The 17,726-nt window shown below is 48.0% G+C and carries 12 protein-coding genes; 5 read left to right on the top strand and 7 right to left on the bottom strand.

Features of this window, described 5'->3' with window-relative positions:
• The first annotated feature begins 10 nt into the window (after positions 1-10).
• The 3 genes from IMCC21906_RS12660 to IMCC21906_RS12670 all read left to right on the top strand — a co-directional run bounded on the left by IMCC21906_RS12660 (position 11) and on the right by IMCC21906_RS12670 (position 3,752).
• Complete coding sequence (locus tag IMCC21906_RS12660; protein ID WP_047012465.1) at positions 11-1,678, top strand: NAD(P)/FAD-dependent oxidoreductase; 1,668 nt, start codon at positions 11-13, stop codon at positions 1,676-1,678.
• 153 nt (positions 1,679-1,831) lie between these two features.
• A complete protein-coding gene (locus tag IMCC21906_RS12665) occupies positions 1,832-3,376 on the top strand; it encodes a PAS domain-containing sensor histidine kinase (protein ID WP_047012466.1) in 1,545 nt (514 codons plus the stop codon).
• Entirely contained in the window at positions 3,363-3,752 is a 390-nt protein-coding gene (locus IMCC21906_RS12670) for a response regulator (RefSeq protein ID WP_047012467.1), read from the top strand. The genes IMCC21906_RS12665 and IMCC21906_RS12670 overlap by 14 nt, the downstream gene beginning before the upstream one ends.
• A 46-nt stretch (positions 3,753-3,798) precedes the next feature.
• Here IMCC21906_RS12670 and IMCC21906_RS12675 read toward each other — a convergent pair whose 3' ends face one another.
• On the bottom strand, positions 3,799-4,236 hold the full coding sequence (locus IMCC21906_RS12675) for a BLUF domain-containing protein (protein ID WP_047012468.1): 438 nt from the start codon (positions 4,234-4,236) through the stop codon (positions 3,799-3,801).
• Positions 4,237-4,451: 215 nt separating this feature from the next.
• On the opposite strand from IMCC21906_RS12675, the gene IMCC21906_RS12680 reads away from it, so the two are divergent.
• Positions 4,452-6,233 carry an SLC13 family permease gene (locus tag IMCC21906_RS12680; RefSeq protein WP_047012469.1) on the top strand — a complete coding sequence of 594 codons (1,782 nt, stop codon included), beginning with the start codon at positions 4,452-4,454 and terminating at the stop codon, positions 6,231-6,233.
• 576 nt (positions 6,234-6,809) lie between these two features.
• Here IMCC21906_RS12680 and IMCC21906_RS16885 read toward each other — a convergent pair.
• On the bottom strand, positions 6,810-7,127 hold the full coding sequence (locus tag IMCC21906_RS16885; protein WP_156166047.1) for a hypothetical protein: 318 nt from the start codon (positions 7,125-7,127) through the stop codon (positions 6,810-6,812).
• A gap of 31 nt (positions 7,128-7,158) precedes the next feature.
• Between IMCC21906_RS16885 and IMCC21906_RS12690 the strand changes: the two genes are divergently transcribed.
• Positions 7,159-8,705, top strand: a protein-coding gene (locus IMCC21906_RS12690; protein WP_369795754.1) for an IS3 family transposase whose coding sequence is annotated in 2 segments (ribosomal slippage) — positions 7,159-7,621 and positions 7,621-8,705 — 1,548 coding nt in all. Because the reading frame shifts where the segments join, the coding sequence is not laid out codon by codon here.
• 12 nt (positions 8,706-8,717) lie between these two features.
• Here the strand turns inward: IMCC21906_RS12690 and IMCC21906_RS12695 are convergent.
• Genes IMCC21906_RS12695 through hsdR form a run of 5 tightly spaced genes read right to left on the bottom strand, consistent with a single transcriptional unit; the run spans position 8,718 to position 17,461 of the window.
• The gene (locus tag IMCC21906_RS12695) at positions 8,718-10,691 is read right to left on the bottom strand and encodes a hypothetical protein (protein WP_156166048.1); all 1,974 of its coding nucleotides are present in this window, start codon (positions 10,689-10,691) and stop codon (positions 8,718-8,720) included.
• Positions 10,688-11,848 (bottom strand): hypothetical protein, encoded by a 1,161-nt coding sequence (locus IMCC21906_RS12700; protein ID WP_047012471.1) that lies wholly within the window; start codon positions 11,846-11,848, stop codon positions 10,688-10,690. The genes IMCC21906_RS12695 and IMCC21906_RS12700 overlap by 4 nt, the downstream gene beginning before the upstream one ends.
• Positions 11,845-13,608 carry a restriction endonuclease subunit S gene (locus IMCC21906_RS12705; RefSeq protein WP_047012472.1) on the bottom strand — a complete coding sequence of 588 codons (1,764 nt, stop codon included), beginning with the start codon at positions 13,606-13,608 and terminating at the stop codon, positions 11,845-11,847. Before IMCC21906_RS12705 ends, IMCC21906_RS12700 begins: the two co-directional genes overlap by 4 nt.
• Positions 13,608-15,101 carry a class I SAM-dependent DNA methyltransferase gene (locus tag IMCC21906_RS12710; RefSeq protein ID WP_047012473.1) on the bottom strand — a complete coding sequence of 498 codons (1,494 nt, stop codon included), beginning with the start codon at positions 15,099-15,101 and terminating at the stop codon, positions 13,608-13,610. Before IMCC21906_RS12710 ends, IMCC21906_RS12705 begins: the two co-directional genes overlap by 1 nt.
• Before the next feature lie 20 nt (positions 15,102-15,121).
• Positions 15,122-17,461 carry an EcoAI/FtnUII family type I restriction enzme subunit R gene (hsdR, locus tag IMCC21906_RS12715; protein WP_047012474.1) on the bottom strand — a complete coding sequence of 780 codons (2,340 nt, stop codon included), beginning with the start codon at positions 17,459-17,461 and terminating at the stop codon, positions 15,122-15,124.
• Positions 17,462-17,726 lie beyond the last annotated feature (265 nt).

Here is a 17,726-nt window from a genome sequence, read left to right on the forward strand (position 1 = left end):
GAATCCCCCAATGCTCAGACTAAATGACCTCAAGTTGCCACTCGACCATAGTGAAGCGGCATTACCTCAAGCTATTGCCGCCAAACTCGACATTGCCGAGAGCAAGCTAAGGTCATTCGACATTTTTAAGCGCAGCTACGACGCCCGTAAAAAAGGCGATATCCAGCTTATTTATCAATTGGATATTGCGCTTGACGACGCACTTGAAGTCGAGCTGCTTAGCCGTTTTGCTGGCAAATCGTTTATTGGCCCATCACCGGATACCGAATACCATTTTATCGGCCAAGCCGAACCCAGCTTCCCAAACAGTGCGCAGCAACGACCGCTAATTATTGGTTTCGGTCCCTGCGGTCTACTTGCTGCGCTATTGCTGGCACAAATGGGATTAAAGCCAATTGTGCTGGAACGTGGTCAAGACGTGCGCCAGCGCACCAAAGACACCTGGGGGCTGTGGCGGCAACGCAAGCTTAATCCCGAATCGAATGTGCAATATGGTGAAGGCGGCGCAGGAACCTTCTCCGACGGAAAACTTTACAGCCAAGTAAAAGACCGCCGGCACCTTGGCCGCAAAGTATTAAAAGAGTTCGTAAAAGCCGGTGCGCCAGAAGAAATACTCATGGTGAGCAAACCGCATATCGGCACCTTTAAGCTCGTCAAAATGGTCGAAAACATGCGCGCCGAAATTGTTCGCCTCGGCGGTGAAATACGTTTTGGCCAGAAGGTGGAAACGCTACACAGAGAAGCCGACACAACCGGCGGCGAGCAAGGCCAAGTTACCGGCATCACCCTTGCCAGCGGCGAGCATATCCCCAGCCGCCACATTATTCTCGGTATCGGCCACAGCGCCCGAGATACCTTTCAAATGCTGCTGGAGCAAGGTGTCTATCTTGAAGCCAAACCCTTTTCTATCGGCTTCCGTATCGAACACCCCCAGTCTGTGATTGACCGCGCCCGATTTGGTGAGCAGGCAGGACACCCCATATTGGGTGCCGCCGATTACAAGCTGGTACATCACTGCAAAAATGGTCGCAGCGTTTACAGCTTTTGTATGTGTCCCGGCGGCACGGTGGTGGCGGCCACGTCTGAAGCAGGTCGGGTAGTAACCAATGGCATGTCCCAATATTCTCGCAATGAGCGCAACGCCAACGCGGCGATTGTTGTTGGCATCGAGCCAGAAAAAGACTACCCGGAACACGTCTTGGCTGGTGTTGATCTACAACGAAAACTTGAGAGCTTGGCATTTGAGCTGGGCGGTGGCGACTACAGCGCCCCCGCTCAACTGGTCGGCGACTTTCTTAAAGACCGCCCCTCAACAACCTTGGCCAGTGTTACGCCCTCGTATAAACCGGGTATCACCCTTGGCAACCTTAGTGATGCACTTCCCCCCTTTGCCGTAGCTGCAATTCGCGAAGCCATCCCCGCCTTCGATAGAAAAATCAAAGGTTTCGCCATGAATGATGCCCTTCTGACCGGTGTAGAAACTCGCACCTCCTCACCCATTTGTATTCGCCGGGGCCGTGACTATCAAAGTCTAAACACAAGAGGGCTGTTCCCAGCTGGTGAAGGTGCGGGGTATGCCGGTGGCATATTGTCTGCGGGCATTGATGGCATCAAAGCCGCTGAAGCCGTTGCTATCGACCTATTGCAGCTGAACACCCCCATTCCTGACGGGCGCTAAGACTTCTACACATTGGCGCCACACAAGCTTCAATCGCCGCCCTCCAATCACAGCTAAAACGTGTGTTAAGTGATATTCCTAATACGATGAGAGTTTATAAATGCTTAAGCTTCAAAGTTAGCAGACAATAAAATTATGATTATCGGATAAAACATGAATAAACAGGACGCCGTTAACGATCTACTCTCCAGGACACGCGCCATTGTAGAAACCATCGTTGACGGTGTTATTACCATCAGTGACAAAGGTATTATTGAAACCGTAAACCCCGCCACCGAGAAAATATTTGGCTACAGCGCCAGCGAGCTAGAAGGCAAAAATGTCTCAATTTTAATGCCCAACCCAGATCATACCCGCCATGATCAGTACCTAGGAAACTACCTAGCCAGTGGAAAAAAGAAAATTATCGGTATAGGTCGTGAAGTTATCGGACTCCGAAAAGATGGCTCAACATTCTCGTTAGACCTGGCCATTAGTGAAATGGAAGTAAACGGACAGCGAATGTTTACTGGCATTGTTCGTGACATCTCCGAGCGAAAAGCCACCGAAGATCAACTCCGAGAGCTACTGGCCCGCAAACGAGCTATTTTGGCCACCATGGTAGACGGCGTTATTACTATCAGTGATCGCGGTATTATCGAAACGGTAAACCCCTCCGCCGAACTCATTTTTGGATACACCGAAGCAGAAATGTGCGGCAATAATGTTTCTATGCTGATGCCAAACCCTTACCGGGCGGAACACGATCAATATATCGGCAACTATCTAACGACCGGGGAAAGAAAAATTATCGGTACGGGCCGAGAAGTCACCGGGCTACGAAAAAATGACCAAACGTTTCCGCTGGAACTTGCCATTAGCGAAATGGACTTTAACGGCCAACGGATGTTTACCGGTATTGTCAGAGATATTTCCGCTCGCAAAGAAACCGAAGAGCAGCTCAGGCAAGCGATGCAGCGGGTTCATGAGCAACGCGTCAAAGACGAATTTATTTCCACAGTTAGCCACGAGCTGCGTACGCCGCTTACCTCAATTAAAGCGTCGTTAGAGCTGATGATTGCCAACGCCGTTGGCGAACTCCCCGATCAGGCAAAAATGTTGTTGGATATTGCTCACCGCAATAGTGACCGACTATTGCTGCTGATTAACGACATTCTGGATATTTCCAAACTGGAATCAGAGGAAATGCCCTTCAATATCAAACGGGTAAAACTCATCTCCTTGCTCAAGCACGCAATATCTAACAACCAATCTTATGCGGATAAATACGGTGTCAGTTTTGCACTACAAGAATGTCCGGCGGAATTGTATTTAAACATTGACTCTGACCGAATGATGCAAGTACTGAGTAACCTTATGTCTAACTCCGCCAAATTCTCTTACCCCAACTCTACGGTCACCTTATGCGCCGTTGATAAGAAGGACCATATTCGCGTGACCGTAAAAGACAAAGGTGCAGGTATACCTGAAGAATTTCAAAGTCGTATTTTTGAAAAATTCACCCAAGCCCAACATGACAATAAACGGGAAATAAGCGGTACAGGCCTGGGGCTTTACATCACCAAATCCATTGTTGAAAAACACGGCGGCAAGCTCAGCTTCTATTCAGAGCCAGGCAAAGGTTCAGAATTCTACATCGACATCCCCTACGTCACCGCTGAGCCAGAACAGCACGGGAGCATTCATGACAATGCTTGAGCGCGTTTATTATGTAGAAGATGAAGCCGATATTCGTCTTATCGCCGAACTGGCCCTCACTCAAGTAGGTGGACTGCAGCTCAAGATGAGCGACAGCGGCACAACCGCCATCGAAGATATCGACACCTTCCAACCCCAGCTGATCCTGTTGGATGTAATGATGCCGGGAATGGACGGCCCAGCCACCCTCAAACATATTCGCAAGCAAGCGCGCTTTGACAAAATTCCGGTAGTCTTTCTTACCGCCAAAGTTCAGGCGAATGAAGTCGAGGAGCTAAAAAGTTTAGGCGCCCACGGCGTCATCTCCAAACCGTTTGATCCGATGAAGATAGCCGATGAACTAAAAATACTGTGGGAGAAATCGAAAAGCGATTGAGCCTAAGCCATGCCCAATTGCCCTTCTTTATACTGACTGCCCTTCGTTATAACCGCCACTTACCCGAAATAAACTGTCGCACCAGCCGCTTCGCTCTGCCATTCGCCACATAGCGAAACGGCCCTTCGGCGGCAAAGTAATCGCTCTGAGCTTTCATTTGCTTAAACGAACGCTTTATCGCTTCGCCATATGCCGTCGTCCAATCCTGGAAAGAACGCTGATTAATGGGTTCTTCGATAATTTTCACCATTTTTTGATGCGCTCGATCCTGGCAAAAGCTGCGATACAACAACTCCACCTCATCGCGGTCGCCCTCTATTACCTGAAAGCAGTGACCACTTTCATAGAGTGACAATCCGGTGATTGATTTACCACGCTGATGTACAAGCGCCTCAGTTAAAGCAGCCTCGTCCAAGTCAGTTTGTACGCTGGAGGCAAAAATGCAATGCACCAAGTTATTCTTTTTTTGTAGGAGTTCAACCACGAAAACACCATCACATAAGCATAAGTACTTACCCCTATCTTACATAGCAATTTCGTTAGATCAATAACACATTCACTTTTATGCGTGTCATCTCACAAATCAGCACCTGACCATAAGCCAAAATAGAATATCATTAGAAGATTATATTCCTTAAAGGAATACTAAAATCGCCTTATATTAGCGGCTTATTTTCTGATTTGAGTGTTTTCTACACAATGGACTGGCAGGGATGGTTCGCGTTTGGCCTATTAATTAGCGCTTTACTGACACTCGTTTTTACTCGTATTGGTCCACACATTGTCATGATGGCGGTGCTTGCCACGCTTAGCGTAGTTGGCATTCTCAACCCAAATGAAGCACTGGCTGGCTTTGCCAACTCAGGGCTAATCACGGTAGCCGCCATGTTTATTGTCGCCAGCGGTGTGCATGCCTCTGGGGGAATCGAGCTACTGGTGAATACCTTACTGGGCAAACCTACTGATCTGCGTCCGGCACTCCTTCGAATTTTTGCGCCAGTGGCACTGCTCAGCGCCTTTTTAAACAATACCCCGGTTGTTGCCACCATGATCCCGGCTGTTCACAGCTGGTCACGCCGAATCAATATTGCCCCCAGCAAATTGATGATTCCCCTCAGCTATACCGCAATTTTGGGTGGCACGCTCACCATGATCGGCACCAGCACCAACCTTGTGGTAAACGGCCAGTACCAGGAACTGACTGGCCAGGCCGGATTTTCTTTGTTTTCCATTACCCTGGTAGGCCTACCCGTCGCCCTCAGCGGCTTGGCATTCATGTGGCTATTTTTCCCGAAGTGGCTACCAAATCGACAAAAAGACCTGCTATTAGATAATTTGCGCGAATTTACACTAGAAGTCAGTGTTACCGCAGACGGGCCACTAGTTGGCAAAAGTATCGTGGCTGCTGGGCTAAGAAACCTAAGACGGATCTATCTGGTAGAAATCGAAAGAGACGGCAATATCGTGACCGCCGTTTCCTCAGAGGAAATACTTCGAGGCGGCGATAAATTGGTTTTTGCCGGTGACACTCAGGCCATTACAGACCTGTTGCGAATGAAGGGCATCGAAGCCTCTGAACACAGGGATCACACCCCCAGTTTGGCAAAGGTCCGTCCCGAACGCAGGCTAGTCGAGGCCGTTGTCTCCCCCCATTGCGGCGCCATAGGTAAAGCCATCCGAGACAGCCGATTTCGAGACCGTTACGGCGCGGCCATTCTTGCCGTGGCAAGAAATGGTGAGCGGGTTACCGGTAACTTAGGCACCATCAAACTCCACGCTGGCGACACCTTGTTATTAGAAGCTCGGCCCGCCTTCGTCAGTAGACAACGTGATAACAAAGATTTTCTACTCATCAACGACCTGGATCAGCAGCCACCCCACCACGAAAAAGCGTGGCTGGCCTTGACGATATTAATCAGCATTGTTGGCGCGGCAGGTTTCGGCCTGATTTCAATGCTAAATGCCGCCCTCATTGGCGCAGGCCTCATGATCGCCTGCCGTTGCTGCTCGGTAAGTCAGGCCGAACGCAGCTTAGATCTAAAGGTCATCATCACTATTGCAGCCTCATTCGCGCTGGGCTCGGCGCTTGAAAAAACCGGCGTCGCCAATTTACTGGCTCAAGGAATTATCTCCTTAAGCGATGGCCGAGCGTGGCTGATATTAGTGCTCACCTATGTGGCGGTGTCTCTACTCACAGAAACCATCACCAACAATGCCGCCGCCATCTTAATGCTACCCATTGTGTTAGAAACCAGCGAGAAAGCCTCACTCAACCCTGAGCCCTTTGTATTTGCAATCATGATGGCGGCATCAGCCAGCTTTGCAACGCCCTTGGGTTACCAAACCAACTTGATGGTTTACGGACCGGGAGATTATCGTTTTATCGATTTTCTTAAAGTCGGCATACCGATGAACCTGTTCATTGGCACAATCACTCTCATTCTGTTGATAAGCATTTGGCCTTTACAGCACAGCTTTTAATGCCCGCTGTTAACAAGCATGTGGCGAAACGCGTTGCTTTTGAGAATGAGCCTTTTATTCACAGTTTCGCATGAGAATAAATCTCATTAATGCACATTCGGAATGGAACAGGATAACGTCGTCCAGAGCATCGCTAAGCAATGTAATGGAGCCATAGGCTACTTGAATTCGGCGCCCCAGAACTGCTCAACTATAAGGGAAGGCGAATTTCCGCCGAACCCAAGCGGGCGACGTGCTTGAGGCCTGCAACTTACTCTGTACCTGCCCGCCGCTATACCGTGGATTAAAGATTGTATAAATTGGGCGTGTTAATTGGATTAAAGATTGTAGTTTTTACGACTGCAACTCTCTGATTCAATTAAGAATCGTACTTTTTAATCCTCGCCACACCAGTACCACATCGAGTTGCAATCATATGTAAAGCTCTGAAACGCATTGTTGCTGAGGACAATGAGCTGTTAGCAGTCGCCATCATCTATGGCGCTGCTTAGACCTAAACATAGGATCAAGTGCTCGACAATCTTCATGCGCGTATTGGAGCGTTATGTTGGAAGAGGTTTCACTACCAATTGATATTCAGGCATTAACTTCGTCCTGCTGCTGAGCAAATACCTCTGGCAAGTATTTATTGCCAACAAAGCCCAATAACTGCAAAGCATTCTCGTTAACTCCGGAATATGTATCGCTTGCCTTCGTAATTAAAGACTTCAAAACAACTTTGTCTAGCTGTATTTTACCTGTAGCAATACCCATTAAAAGATCAAGGGCAGCGTTTTCTGAGCCCCCAGCGTTCTCTTCAATTAACCTTTCTAGTATTCCAGAAAACTCATTGCTGAGTTCAGCAGAACTACGATAACCCCCTCTGTCAGGATAGTTGTCGTGTCCAATTTTCAATTAATACTCGGGGGGCGCTCAGGAATGAGCAATGAAACAATACCCAGAAGAACGCAAGCAGGCGGTGCTTAGAAGAATGATGCCGCCAGAAAACACCCCGGTACGCGTGCTATCAGAAGAGACGGGAATCTCCGACGTGACCCTGTATCATTGGCGCAAACAAGCCCGATCAGGAGGGATGGTAGTGCCAGGGGATGGAAGGAATCCGGAAGGTTGGTCGCCCGAAGACAAGTTTGCAGTCGTGCTGGAGACCGCCGCTCTGAACGAGGCGGAGGTGGCCGAGTACTGCCGCAAGAAGGGGCTGTATGCGGAGCAGATACTGGCGTGGAAAGAGGTTTGCATGCACGCCAATGCCACGGCAGTAGAACAGGCCAGGTCAGCGCGGGATCAGGCTCGATCGGCGAAGAAAGAGATCAAGGAGCTGAAGCGCGATCTGCGTCATAAAGAGAAGGCGCTGGCGGAAACCGCTGCGTTACTGGTGCTTCGAAAAAAGATGCATGCGATCTGGGGCGAGGGAGAGGACGAATGATTAGCACCCCAGATCGCGAGCGAGCCGTCAGGCTGATCAAGGAAACAACCGATGCTGGTGCCCGGACCTTCAGGGCGTGCGCAGAAATGGGCATAGCCATGCGCACCTATCAGCGCTGGACCCGGGAGGGGGATGTTAAGGCAGATGGTCGCCCTGGTGCGACCCGTCCGCCACCGGTTCACAAACTGACACAGCAAGAGCGCGAGGCCGTGCTGGTCGCCGTGAATAGCCCAGTACACAGAAGCCTGCCACCCAGCCAGATTGTACCGGCCCTGGCGGATGAAGGGTGCTTTATCGCCTCTGAGTCCACGTTCTATCGTGTGCTTCGTGAACAGAGCCAACAGCAGCACCGGGGCCGCAGTAAGGCACCGACCGCCAAGCCACTCAACACGCACTGTGCCACCGGCCCGAATCAGGTGTGGTGTTGGGACGTGACCTGGTTGCCCGGTCCTGCCAAAGGAATCTTCTTCTACCTGTACCTCATCCTCGACCTGTACAGCCGCAAGATTGTGGGCTGGGAAATCCATGAGGGAGAGTCCAGTGAACTGGCGTCAGAACTGGTAACCAAGGCGTATTTACGTGAGGGTATTGCCGGTGTACACCTGGTTCTGCACTCGGACAACGGCAGCCCGATGAAAGGCGCGTCACTGATGGAAACCCTGTACCGACTGGGTATCATGTCGTCCTATAGCCGCCCTCGGGTCAGTAACGATAATGCCTATGCTGAGTCGATCTTCCGAACGTGCAAGTACCGCCCTGATTACCCTTACAAAGGCTTTGCAACACTGGGCGATGCCCGGGCCTGGGTACTCCAATTTGCGACCTGGTATAACCAGGAACACAAGCACAGCGGGTTGAAGTTCATCACTCCGGCGCAACGGCATAGTGGCCAGACGACAGAAGTCATACAACAGCGAAAGGCCGTTTACGAGGCCGCGAAAGCAGCCAATCCGAAGCGCTGGTCGGGGAGAACTCGGAATTGGGATTTGCCAGAAGAGGTCTGGTTGAATCCTGAGAAGGAGAGTCGCAGCTTAGAGGCCGCTGCGTAAAAAACACGACAACTATGCTGACAAACAGCGATAATCCATCTCTCTAATATTAGCGGCACGCCACAAACAACTTTGTAGTAAAGCATCAGTCAACCTAGTGAAATTATCAGGTGCTAATACGGCATGTTGATAGACATAACTGAAAAGTGAATCTTTATCTGTATTTGAATACGGCTTTTCACGCAATCCTTGTAAGATTGATGAAATTGTTAAGTAAACAGCCTCGTGATCGATTATTTTTGGGTCATAGTTAGTGGTACCCCAAAAAGCGAAGTCGCGAGTAAAACTCAAACGCTCATCAATTTTGAGTGATGGCGTACCTATAGCCCCTTTTAAACCATCTTTGTGATTTCGAAGTAAACTAGCTCGGTGCTTCCAAAAGTCCGAATCAAGATGTTCGACTACTTTTAATTCTTGCGACCAGCTATTCTCCTCATCAGTATGCCCGATATACACTGATTTATAGCTGAGAAACATGTACTTCATTCCATTTGGCCCATAAATCAAACTGTTCCGAAATTGATCGAAAGCAGATTTGCTTGTAGATACTACAAATGGAGATATGAAAATACGGTTTCCCAAGTGGCCTGAAATCCTCAGATTTCTATTTAGCTTTAGAAGAGTCTGCCCGCTACCGGTCACTGGCATCGCCACCACTACGGCCTCATTACCTTTTATTTTCTTATATGCATCACTAATATCTATTTTCGTAAAGCTGTGGATACCATTTGCTTGCATCCTTTTTTCGATTGAGTCAGCTAGAGTTACACTTGCTAGGTCAATTCCTCTATACACAAGCCAACTGGTTTTTGATGGTACATACCAGTCAATTACCTTATCTAACCACCCTAAAAACTTTACGTCGGACTCAAGATATTCGTTGCAATCGAAATAAACCGAGTTGACGGCGAGATCTGCACTCACTTTACGATTCAGCTTAATAAGGCCACTTTGGATATTAGGTACAATCAGCTTTGATATCGCCGGTGTCTTGTGCTCGGCTCTAATATGAACAGGATTAGGCTTTTCTACCTCTGCGGTGAAGTTTTCGCCCCAAACCTTTACCTTCATCAACGAACCGTTGACGATCTCTCTTTCCGCAGATTCCGACAAAGATGCAATATTGACTAAGATTTCATCGCCAACATTTCCCTGCTGAGTTGGTGTATAAGAAAGTAGCGTTATGACCTGATCATTTTCAAGCTTCCAGTCAGCGGCCATATCAATTCCCATACTATTACTTCTTGATGCAGAAATGATTAGCCATACATTCTCACTATCTTCAGGCTTGGCCTTGTCCTTACCTCCGTAGGAACTATAGCTATGATATGTGGCTTGCTTGCACTCAGCTCCGGTAAATTTTACCCAGTAATAGAGTAAAGCTTCAATGAAGCTTGAAATGCTGTTCGTATCTATATAAATTCGCCGAATATCACGTTCTCTGGGTGCTCTGCTAAGTAGCGAAAATCCGACAAATTGGTTCTCTGCGTAACCCACTGCAAGCTCGCTAGCTTTGATAAATTCATCATACTCCTTAGCGGAAGGCTTAATAAAAACCGTACCCGAAGGAGCCTTCTGTATCACTTGATCTTTTCTTGTTCGAGCAAGGCTATATACCCCCTTACTAACAATCTGATCTCTTAAGGAGCTTATATCATCAGTTAATGCTGACATCTGATTTATCGACTCAAGAACAACATCACCCCTGATATCGAATGGAGCAAGAGATACGGGAATTTCATCGCCATACCTCACGATATTCCTATAAGCTTGACCATCCTTTATAAATATTTTGGTGACCGCTTTTTTAATGTATTCCGGATAAACAAAAATCACCTCTTCCGGACGATTCTTGAATTTCTGATATCCACTCTCGATTAACTGCGAGTACGCTAATTCGCCCCCCTCCAGCTGGCCTGAGAAAACAACTAGAATTTCCTTTTCAGTACTGCCTAGCTTTACCCGAGCTTCGAAAAAATACATCATCGATCTCCAAGCAAGCTTTCAAGCGGTATAACAACGTTAAATACTACACCCTCAAGAAAATCTTTCTTTTCTTTGATGTCCTTTAACTCAATGGTATCAACGCCGTCATGATTGAAAAAAGATTTCTGAACTAGCGTCCTACCGGTTCTCAACCTAAACCAGCCACGCAACGCTTTAAGATCACTCAAAACATTTGATAAGCCCGAGCCCGATGAGTCTCCGCTACCAGTTGATTTATGTTTGGTAAAGCAAGCAAGAATGGATTCCTTTTCAAGGTCAATAGTCAGCTGATCTTTGTCTAGCTTTTGCCACCGACGAGCATAACCTGGCCCCGAGTCAACTACTGTAATATCAAGAGCTTTAAACTGCTTATTTCCCTCCGGCTTCCAATCGGCAATAAACAGAGTCAAATCTCCGCCACCGGATCTGGCTATATCTTTCAACCGACTACTATTCATACTCATCGAGTTGAAGATAATCCCTCGAAAGTTTTTGTCTAAAGGATTACCGTAAACATCAGCTCTACCGTGGCGGTGTGTATTCGTAAATAGCTCTCTAATTATTTCCGACAAATGAGAAACAACAGAAGAATCGATATCTCTAGCACGAGGTATAATCGCGGACAAAGCATTAAAAGTGATTTTATTGAACTTTAGCGCACCCACCACTTCTTCTTTGTTGTACAGCGGACTGTCAAACTCTCGATCCCGTCCACCTCTTATAACTGGCGATTTTATTGCAGGCAATGCCAAATACAATCCTTTGAATGACGACTTAAACTCCTCACTTCGAATATTATTTAGTATGGGTATTGCAGGTCTCAGTGCATCTACAAGATTTACTTCTTGCTTACCCGACAAGAGAATCGAATCAGAAAGGCGCAACGCAATTAAGCCAAAAAGACTATTACAAAGATCATTGAAACTGTCAGGCTTTAAATCCTGAATCGATGTATGTAGAGTATGAGTACTTGAAGCTCTAAACCATGTGCCTAGCAATTGTAATATGGCACCTTCCATACCAAAACCACCTGAAAAAGAAAGTGAGTTTGGTATTTGTAGCTTTTCGGGCTTCTCAGCTAATATTTTTTCTGCAAGTTTTTCAATTTCTGAAAAATTTACATCTCGCTTCAGCTGTATATTAGACATCTTATTCATAATGACACTAATGCCCGTTTGCAGAGTATATCGGCAAACTTCAATCTAGTAGACTGCGCAATAGATAGGTTAGTTTTTAGGCTATCGCACAGCTTCATAAGCTCGTCAACTTTCGAAACTATGCGGCACTGTTCCTCTATGGGCGGAAACGGGAAAACGATAGTTCGACTTTTTGTAACTGAAATATTATCCTGCCCAGCCGTCCCAATAAGCTCAATATAATTTAGGAAAATACCGGCCTTTAGATATGTGTACAGAAAGGAGTTCACCCTTGAATAAATTGGGCGGAAAAAAGCAATTGCTTGATTACAATTCCACTCTGGATACGTTTTTGGAATAATGGCAACCTTGCCAAGTGGCGGCCCGACTATATTCATTACCACATCTCCCGGGTACAAGATCGAGCGCTTCAGCCGCCCCTCGTGACAATCAGGCAAGACAAACTGTGACCTATATTCAAAATCAATGTTTTGATTTCGTATGTTGTAGACTTTCAAGTACGGTACACCGTTCGTTTCGTGGAAATCCGACTTCGGTGGCGTAGAGCCAGATGTAATCCAAGCACAAATATCATCAAGCCTCGTATAACTCCACCCCTTCGGCAAATCAAACGGCTTCTCCTCGTCCGAGATCGGCGGCAATGGCTTTTGCTTTTTGATCTTGCCTTCTTTTATCAGTTTGGCTTTTTCAGCAGCGATTTTTTTAAGGAGTTCGCTTGCAGGTTCATCATCGGGATTCTGGGGGACGAGCTTTCCCATAACAGCGAGCTGGAGGATGGTTTGTTTGAGTTGGTCGATGCTCCACTCGGTGGTGAAGAGGGTGTCAAAATGCTCGGCGATTCTTGCCCACGCAGCGGCGAAGCCTTCTCGGTCGCAGCCCTTAGTGAGTGCGCCCAATAAGGTCTGAACCAGCGTTTGGTGGGCACCGATACTGGACTCTTGTTGCTGCTCTAATTGGTCGCAAAGGGCCATGAGTTCGTCGACTTTGGCAACAATGCGGCGCTGCTCATTTTCTGGAGCAATAACAAACGGTATCGATGCCCACTTACCTTTATTGAGAATCGCGAGGGTTGTGCTTGAAGAGTTTTCCAATGCGATTCTCTGGAAATACGACGATTGTAATACCTTTTCAACATAACCGCCGATTCGGACATATGGCGTAACAGAGTTGATCTGCTGGTTAAATGACACAGCCCGATCGACTCTTGCGCATTTACCAATGGTACCAATACAAACCATCAATACAGAATCAGATGCGGCAATGCGATCCAGTTGTTTTGCTCCGACCTCAGATAAGCCATCATTTTCGTACGAATTAATTCGACCATCAGTAATGTCACCTGGCTTAATAAATGGTAAAAAATCACCGTAATGATCGGCGTCGGCTTTTTTAGGGGTGCCTCCTGTTTGAGTGAGTCCGACATTACCAAGACGCTCCCAACACCAGCCTTCAGGTACTTCGAATGGTTTTTCTTCGTCTCCAACTGGTGGCAATGATTCAAATCGTCGGAGCTTTCCCGCCTCAACTAATCGACTTTTTTCTGCGGTTATCGCCTTCAGTAACTCGGATGCTGGTGCATCATTCGGATCTTGCGGCACCAATAAGCCCCGCACAGCCAATTCTAAAATCAACTCCCGCAGTTTTTTGATGCCGTACAGCTCGATCTTCTTACTGGTACCACGGCCCGCGCTGGATTTGGCTTTTACAGCAGACGACCAAATATCAAGGTTGTCGGTAATCAGTTGTTCTACAGCAGCCATTACTTGGCACCCGCTAGGGCTTCAGCCAATATGCTCTTCAACTGATCACGCAGGCTTTGGATTTCGGCTTGTTGCTGACTATATTCAGCAAGCAATTGCTCTGGGTCATGATTGACCTGCTCACCAACATGGGGGTTTTTAATGTCGAGGTTGTAATTGCGGGCGGCGATATCTTCTATGCTGACCTGCCAAGCTTGCTCGGTTTCCTTTCGGCTTTTGAAACCATCTTCTTCTTTGCCCCACCAGTCGATTTCAGTCTGGAACTCTTCAAAGCGCATGGGCTTGGTTTTGTTATAGCTGGTAATGCCCTCTGGGTAAGGGTGATCGTAAAACCAGATGTGCTTAGTGGCAAGCTGTTCGCTTTCCGGCTTTTTAGTGAAAAACAAAATATTAGTCTTAATGCCGGTGTAGGGCGCAAACACGCCATTGGGCAGACGCACAATGGTGTGCAGATTGCACTTTTCAAGCAGATCTTGCTTAAGGCGGGTTTTCATACCCTCACCAAACAAAAAGCCATCTGGCAAAACCACTGCGGCGCGACCATTATTCTTTAACAGCTTGACGACTAGCGCCATAAAGAGGTCTGCCGTTTCACGGGTGCGGTAAGTGGCGGGAAACTGGTTCTCTACGCCGTCTTCTTCCGTGCCGCCAAAGGGCGGGTTCGTGATAATCACGTTTACCCGATCCTTTTCGCCGTAATCCACAAAAGAGCGGCGGCTGAGCATATTGTCGTGTTCAATTTGGATAGGCACGTCGATGCCGTGCAATATCATATTGGTGGTGCAGAGCATGTGCGGCAGCGCTTTTTTCTCTACGCCGTGAATGCTGTTAACCAATGTGCCTTCGTCCGCTGCGGATTTAACGTAGTTGTTACGCTTATGGTCGATGGTGCAAGCCAAGAAGCCACCAGTGCCGCAGGCGGGGTCGAGTACACTTTCCTCTAATTTAGGATCGACGCGATTAACGATAAACTGAGTCACTGCACGGGGCGTATAGAACTCACCTGCATTACCGGCGCTTTGTAGGTCTTTGAGGATTTGCTCGTAAATGCTGCCAAAGGTGTGGCGATCTTCGGTGTTATTGAAGTTTATCTCGCAGATCTTGTTAATTACCTGGCGTATTAAGGTGCCCGATTTCATGTAGTTGTAGGCATCTTCAAAGATATTGCGAATGACTAAGGCTCGCTGCCCCGTTGGCCCATTCAAATCGAGCTTTTCTTTTAAGGTGGGGAAGAGTTGTAAGTTCACAAAGTCATTAAGGCCATCGCCAGTCATGCCTTCAGGGTCGGCCGCCCAATTACGCCAGCGCAAATGCTCGGGAAGCGGCGATTTGTAGTCGTCTTCTAGCAGCTCGATTTCTTCTTCGCGGTCGTCGTAGATCTTTAAAAAGAACATCCACACCAATTGGCTGATCCGCTGAGCGTCACCGTCGACACCGACGTCTTTACGCATAATGTCTTGAATAGATTTAATGATACCGCTTACGTTACTCATGTAGATTCCTAAAGGGGGGATTATGCGCCCTGTTTAAAGAGCTCACTTTCTAATTCTTGTAAGGCATTTTCGTAGCTGGCTTTGCCGCCAAATACGTTATTGATGATTTCTACCGGTGTACCCATGGCGTCAAAGGGTTTGAGCTTGAGCACTTTGGGGCTTTCGATGGTGGTAATACCCTCGTCGGCGTATTTATCCAGCAGCGCTTCTAGCACTGCGCGGGCTTGATCGCCGTATTTGGTAAAGTAATTGCGCTTTTTGACGTTGTTCGCGCGCTCTGCACGGGTCAGCGGCGGCTGATCATACGCGATATGGCAAATCAGATCGAAGTCGCCATAGTCGGCGCCAATTTCAATGGCCAGCTTTGGCAGCTCGATGCCGTACTCCGCCAGCTCATTAATAATGGCTTCTTTTTTCTTAGCCGAATTCCATTTGTTAATGAACACGTCCAACGACGCGTACTCTTCAAGGATGTGCTTGCGGCTGTAGTCGCGATAGGACTCTGTGACCAATTGGCCGTCTTCACCAAGGTATTCAACCCGCTTAGCGAGAATTTTAACGTCGACGCCGCTGACTCGTACTTTGTATACGCCTTCTGGTTCGCTGATTTCATCGTCTTCGCCATCAACTGGATCTGGGTCTGGCGGTACCGGATCGTCGCCATCGCCTGGCTCGTAAATAACGACCGGCTCACCGTCAAAGTCCGGGTCTTTAAACAGCTCGGTGGCTTTTTTAAAGTCCATGATGGTGAAGAAGAATTTATTGTTCTCTTCATCTATACGGGTACCACGACCAACGATTTGCTTGAAGGTGGTCATGGAGCTGATGTTCTTATCCAGCACGATTAGCTTGCAGGTCTTAGCATCTACCCCTGTGGTCAGCAGCTCAGAGGTGGTGGCTATTACAGGAAAACGGCTTTCGGGGTCGATAAAGTTATCGAGCTCGGCTTTGCCTTCGACGCTGTCGCCGGTAATACGCATCACGTATTTGGGGTTATCGACGGCAATGCGGCCAGCGGCGTTCACAATCGCAATGCGCATACGCTCGGCATGGTCGATGTCATCGCAGAATATGATGGTTTTTGAATACAGGTCGGTGGCGTTAAGCAGATCTACCACGCATTTGGCGACCAGTTTGGTGCGCTTGTTCAGCACCAAAATTCGATCCATGTCTCTCTGGTTGTATTCTCGGCGCTCAAGCTCCTTGCCGAGGTCATCTACCATGCCCGGCGGCGGCGTCCAGCCCAGTACGTCTTTGTCTAGGTCGTAGCGCACCACCTTATAGGGCGCCAGAAAACCGTCTTGAATACCTTGTTTTAGGGTATAGGTGTAGATTGGCTCGCCAAAGTACGTAATGTTCGATACGTACTCGGTTTCCTTTGGGGTGGCGGTTAAGCCAAGCTGATAGGCGCCATCAAAGTAGTCTAAAATTTCCCGCCACGCGGAGTCATCGGCGGCGCTACCACGGTGACACTCGTCAATCACGATGAGATCAAAAAAGTCGCGTGACACGTTTCTAAAGATTTTGTCTTCTTCTGCTGGGCCAGTCAGTGCTTGGTATAGGCCTAGATAAATCTCATAAGACGGGTCGATCTTGCGGTTCTTGATTTTGGTCATGACCGAGCCAAAGGGCTTAAAGTCATTCACCAAGGTTTGATCAGCAAGGATATTGCGATCAACCAAGAACAAGATGCGCTTGGCCTTTTTAGCCTTCCAAAGGCGCCAGATGATCTGAAAAGTCGTATAGGTTTTACCGGTACCGGTCGCCATGACCAGCAATAGACGCTTTTGGCCCTTAGCTACTGCCTCTACCGTGCGGTTGATGGCTTCGGACTGGTAGTAACGTGGCGACTTGCCCAAACCATCATCAAAGTATGGCTCTAGTACCAGCTCTTCCTCATCCTCGGTAATATTGCGATAGGCTTTGTAACGGTTCCAAAGCTCTTGCGGCGAAGGAAAAGCCTCTAGCGGGAACTCGTGTTCGATGTCTTCACCGGCTGCTGGCACTTTATTGTGCCCGGCAAAGGCATCACCATTAGAGCTAAAGGCACTTGGGACTTGCAGAATATCCGCATAACCGAGAGCTTGCTGCATGCCGTGACTAACGGTTTTGGTGTTTTCTTTGGCCTCGACTACTGCAACCGGCACGCCTGCCTTCCACTGCAGTACATAGTCGGCAAACTTCTTTTTCTTGGTGTTGCGTGACGACATATTGCCCCGAACAACAACAGGGCCAGGGGTTAAAGTAACTTCACGGCGAATTTGGCGTAATTGATCCCAACCTGCACCCTTGATAGAAGGGGTTATAAACAGGTCGCAGATGTCGATTTCGCTGAGACCTTGCTTTTCTTTTTTATCCATTCAGCCACATTCCTTGTCAATACACGCTATATCGGGTCTTAATCATTGTTATGGGCACAATTTTAGCAATTGCTCACTATTGCTGACAGCATTTGCGGGCGAATCCATCGCTCGCAGAGTCGACAAAAACGCTCCCAGAGGCAGCCAATTCCAGCGCCCGTGCAGCTAGGTATTATAAATACTCAGCTCAAGATACAGCAGCTGCCACCACATCAGCGATAACCATGCTGCTAAGGCGAAATATAACACCTTTGTATCCGATAAC

This window comes from Spongiibacter sp. IMCC21906, from assembly GCF_001010805.1.
In the GTDB taxonomy this organism is placed as follows: domain Bacteria; phylum Pseudomonadota; class Gammaproteobacteria; order Pseudomonadales; family Spongiibacteraceae; genus Spongiibacter.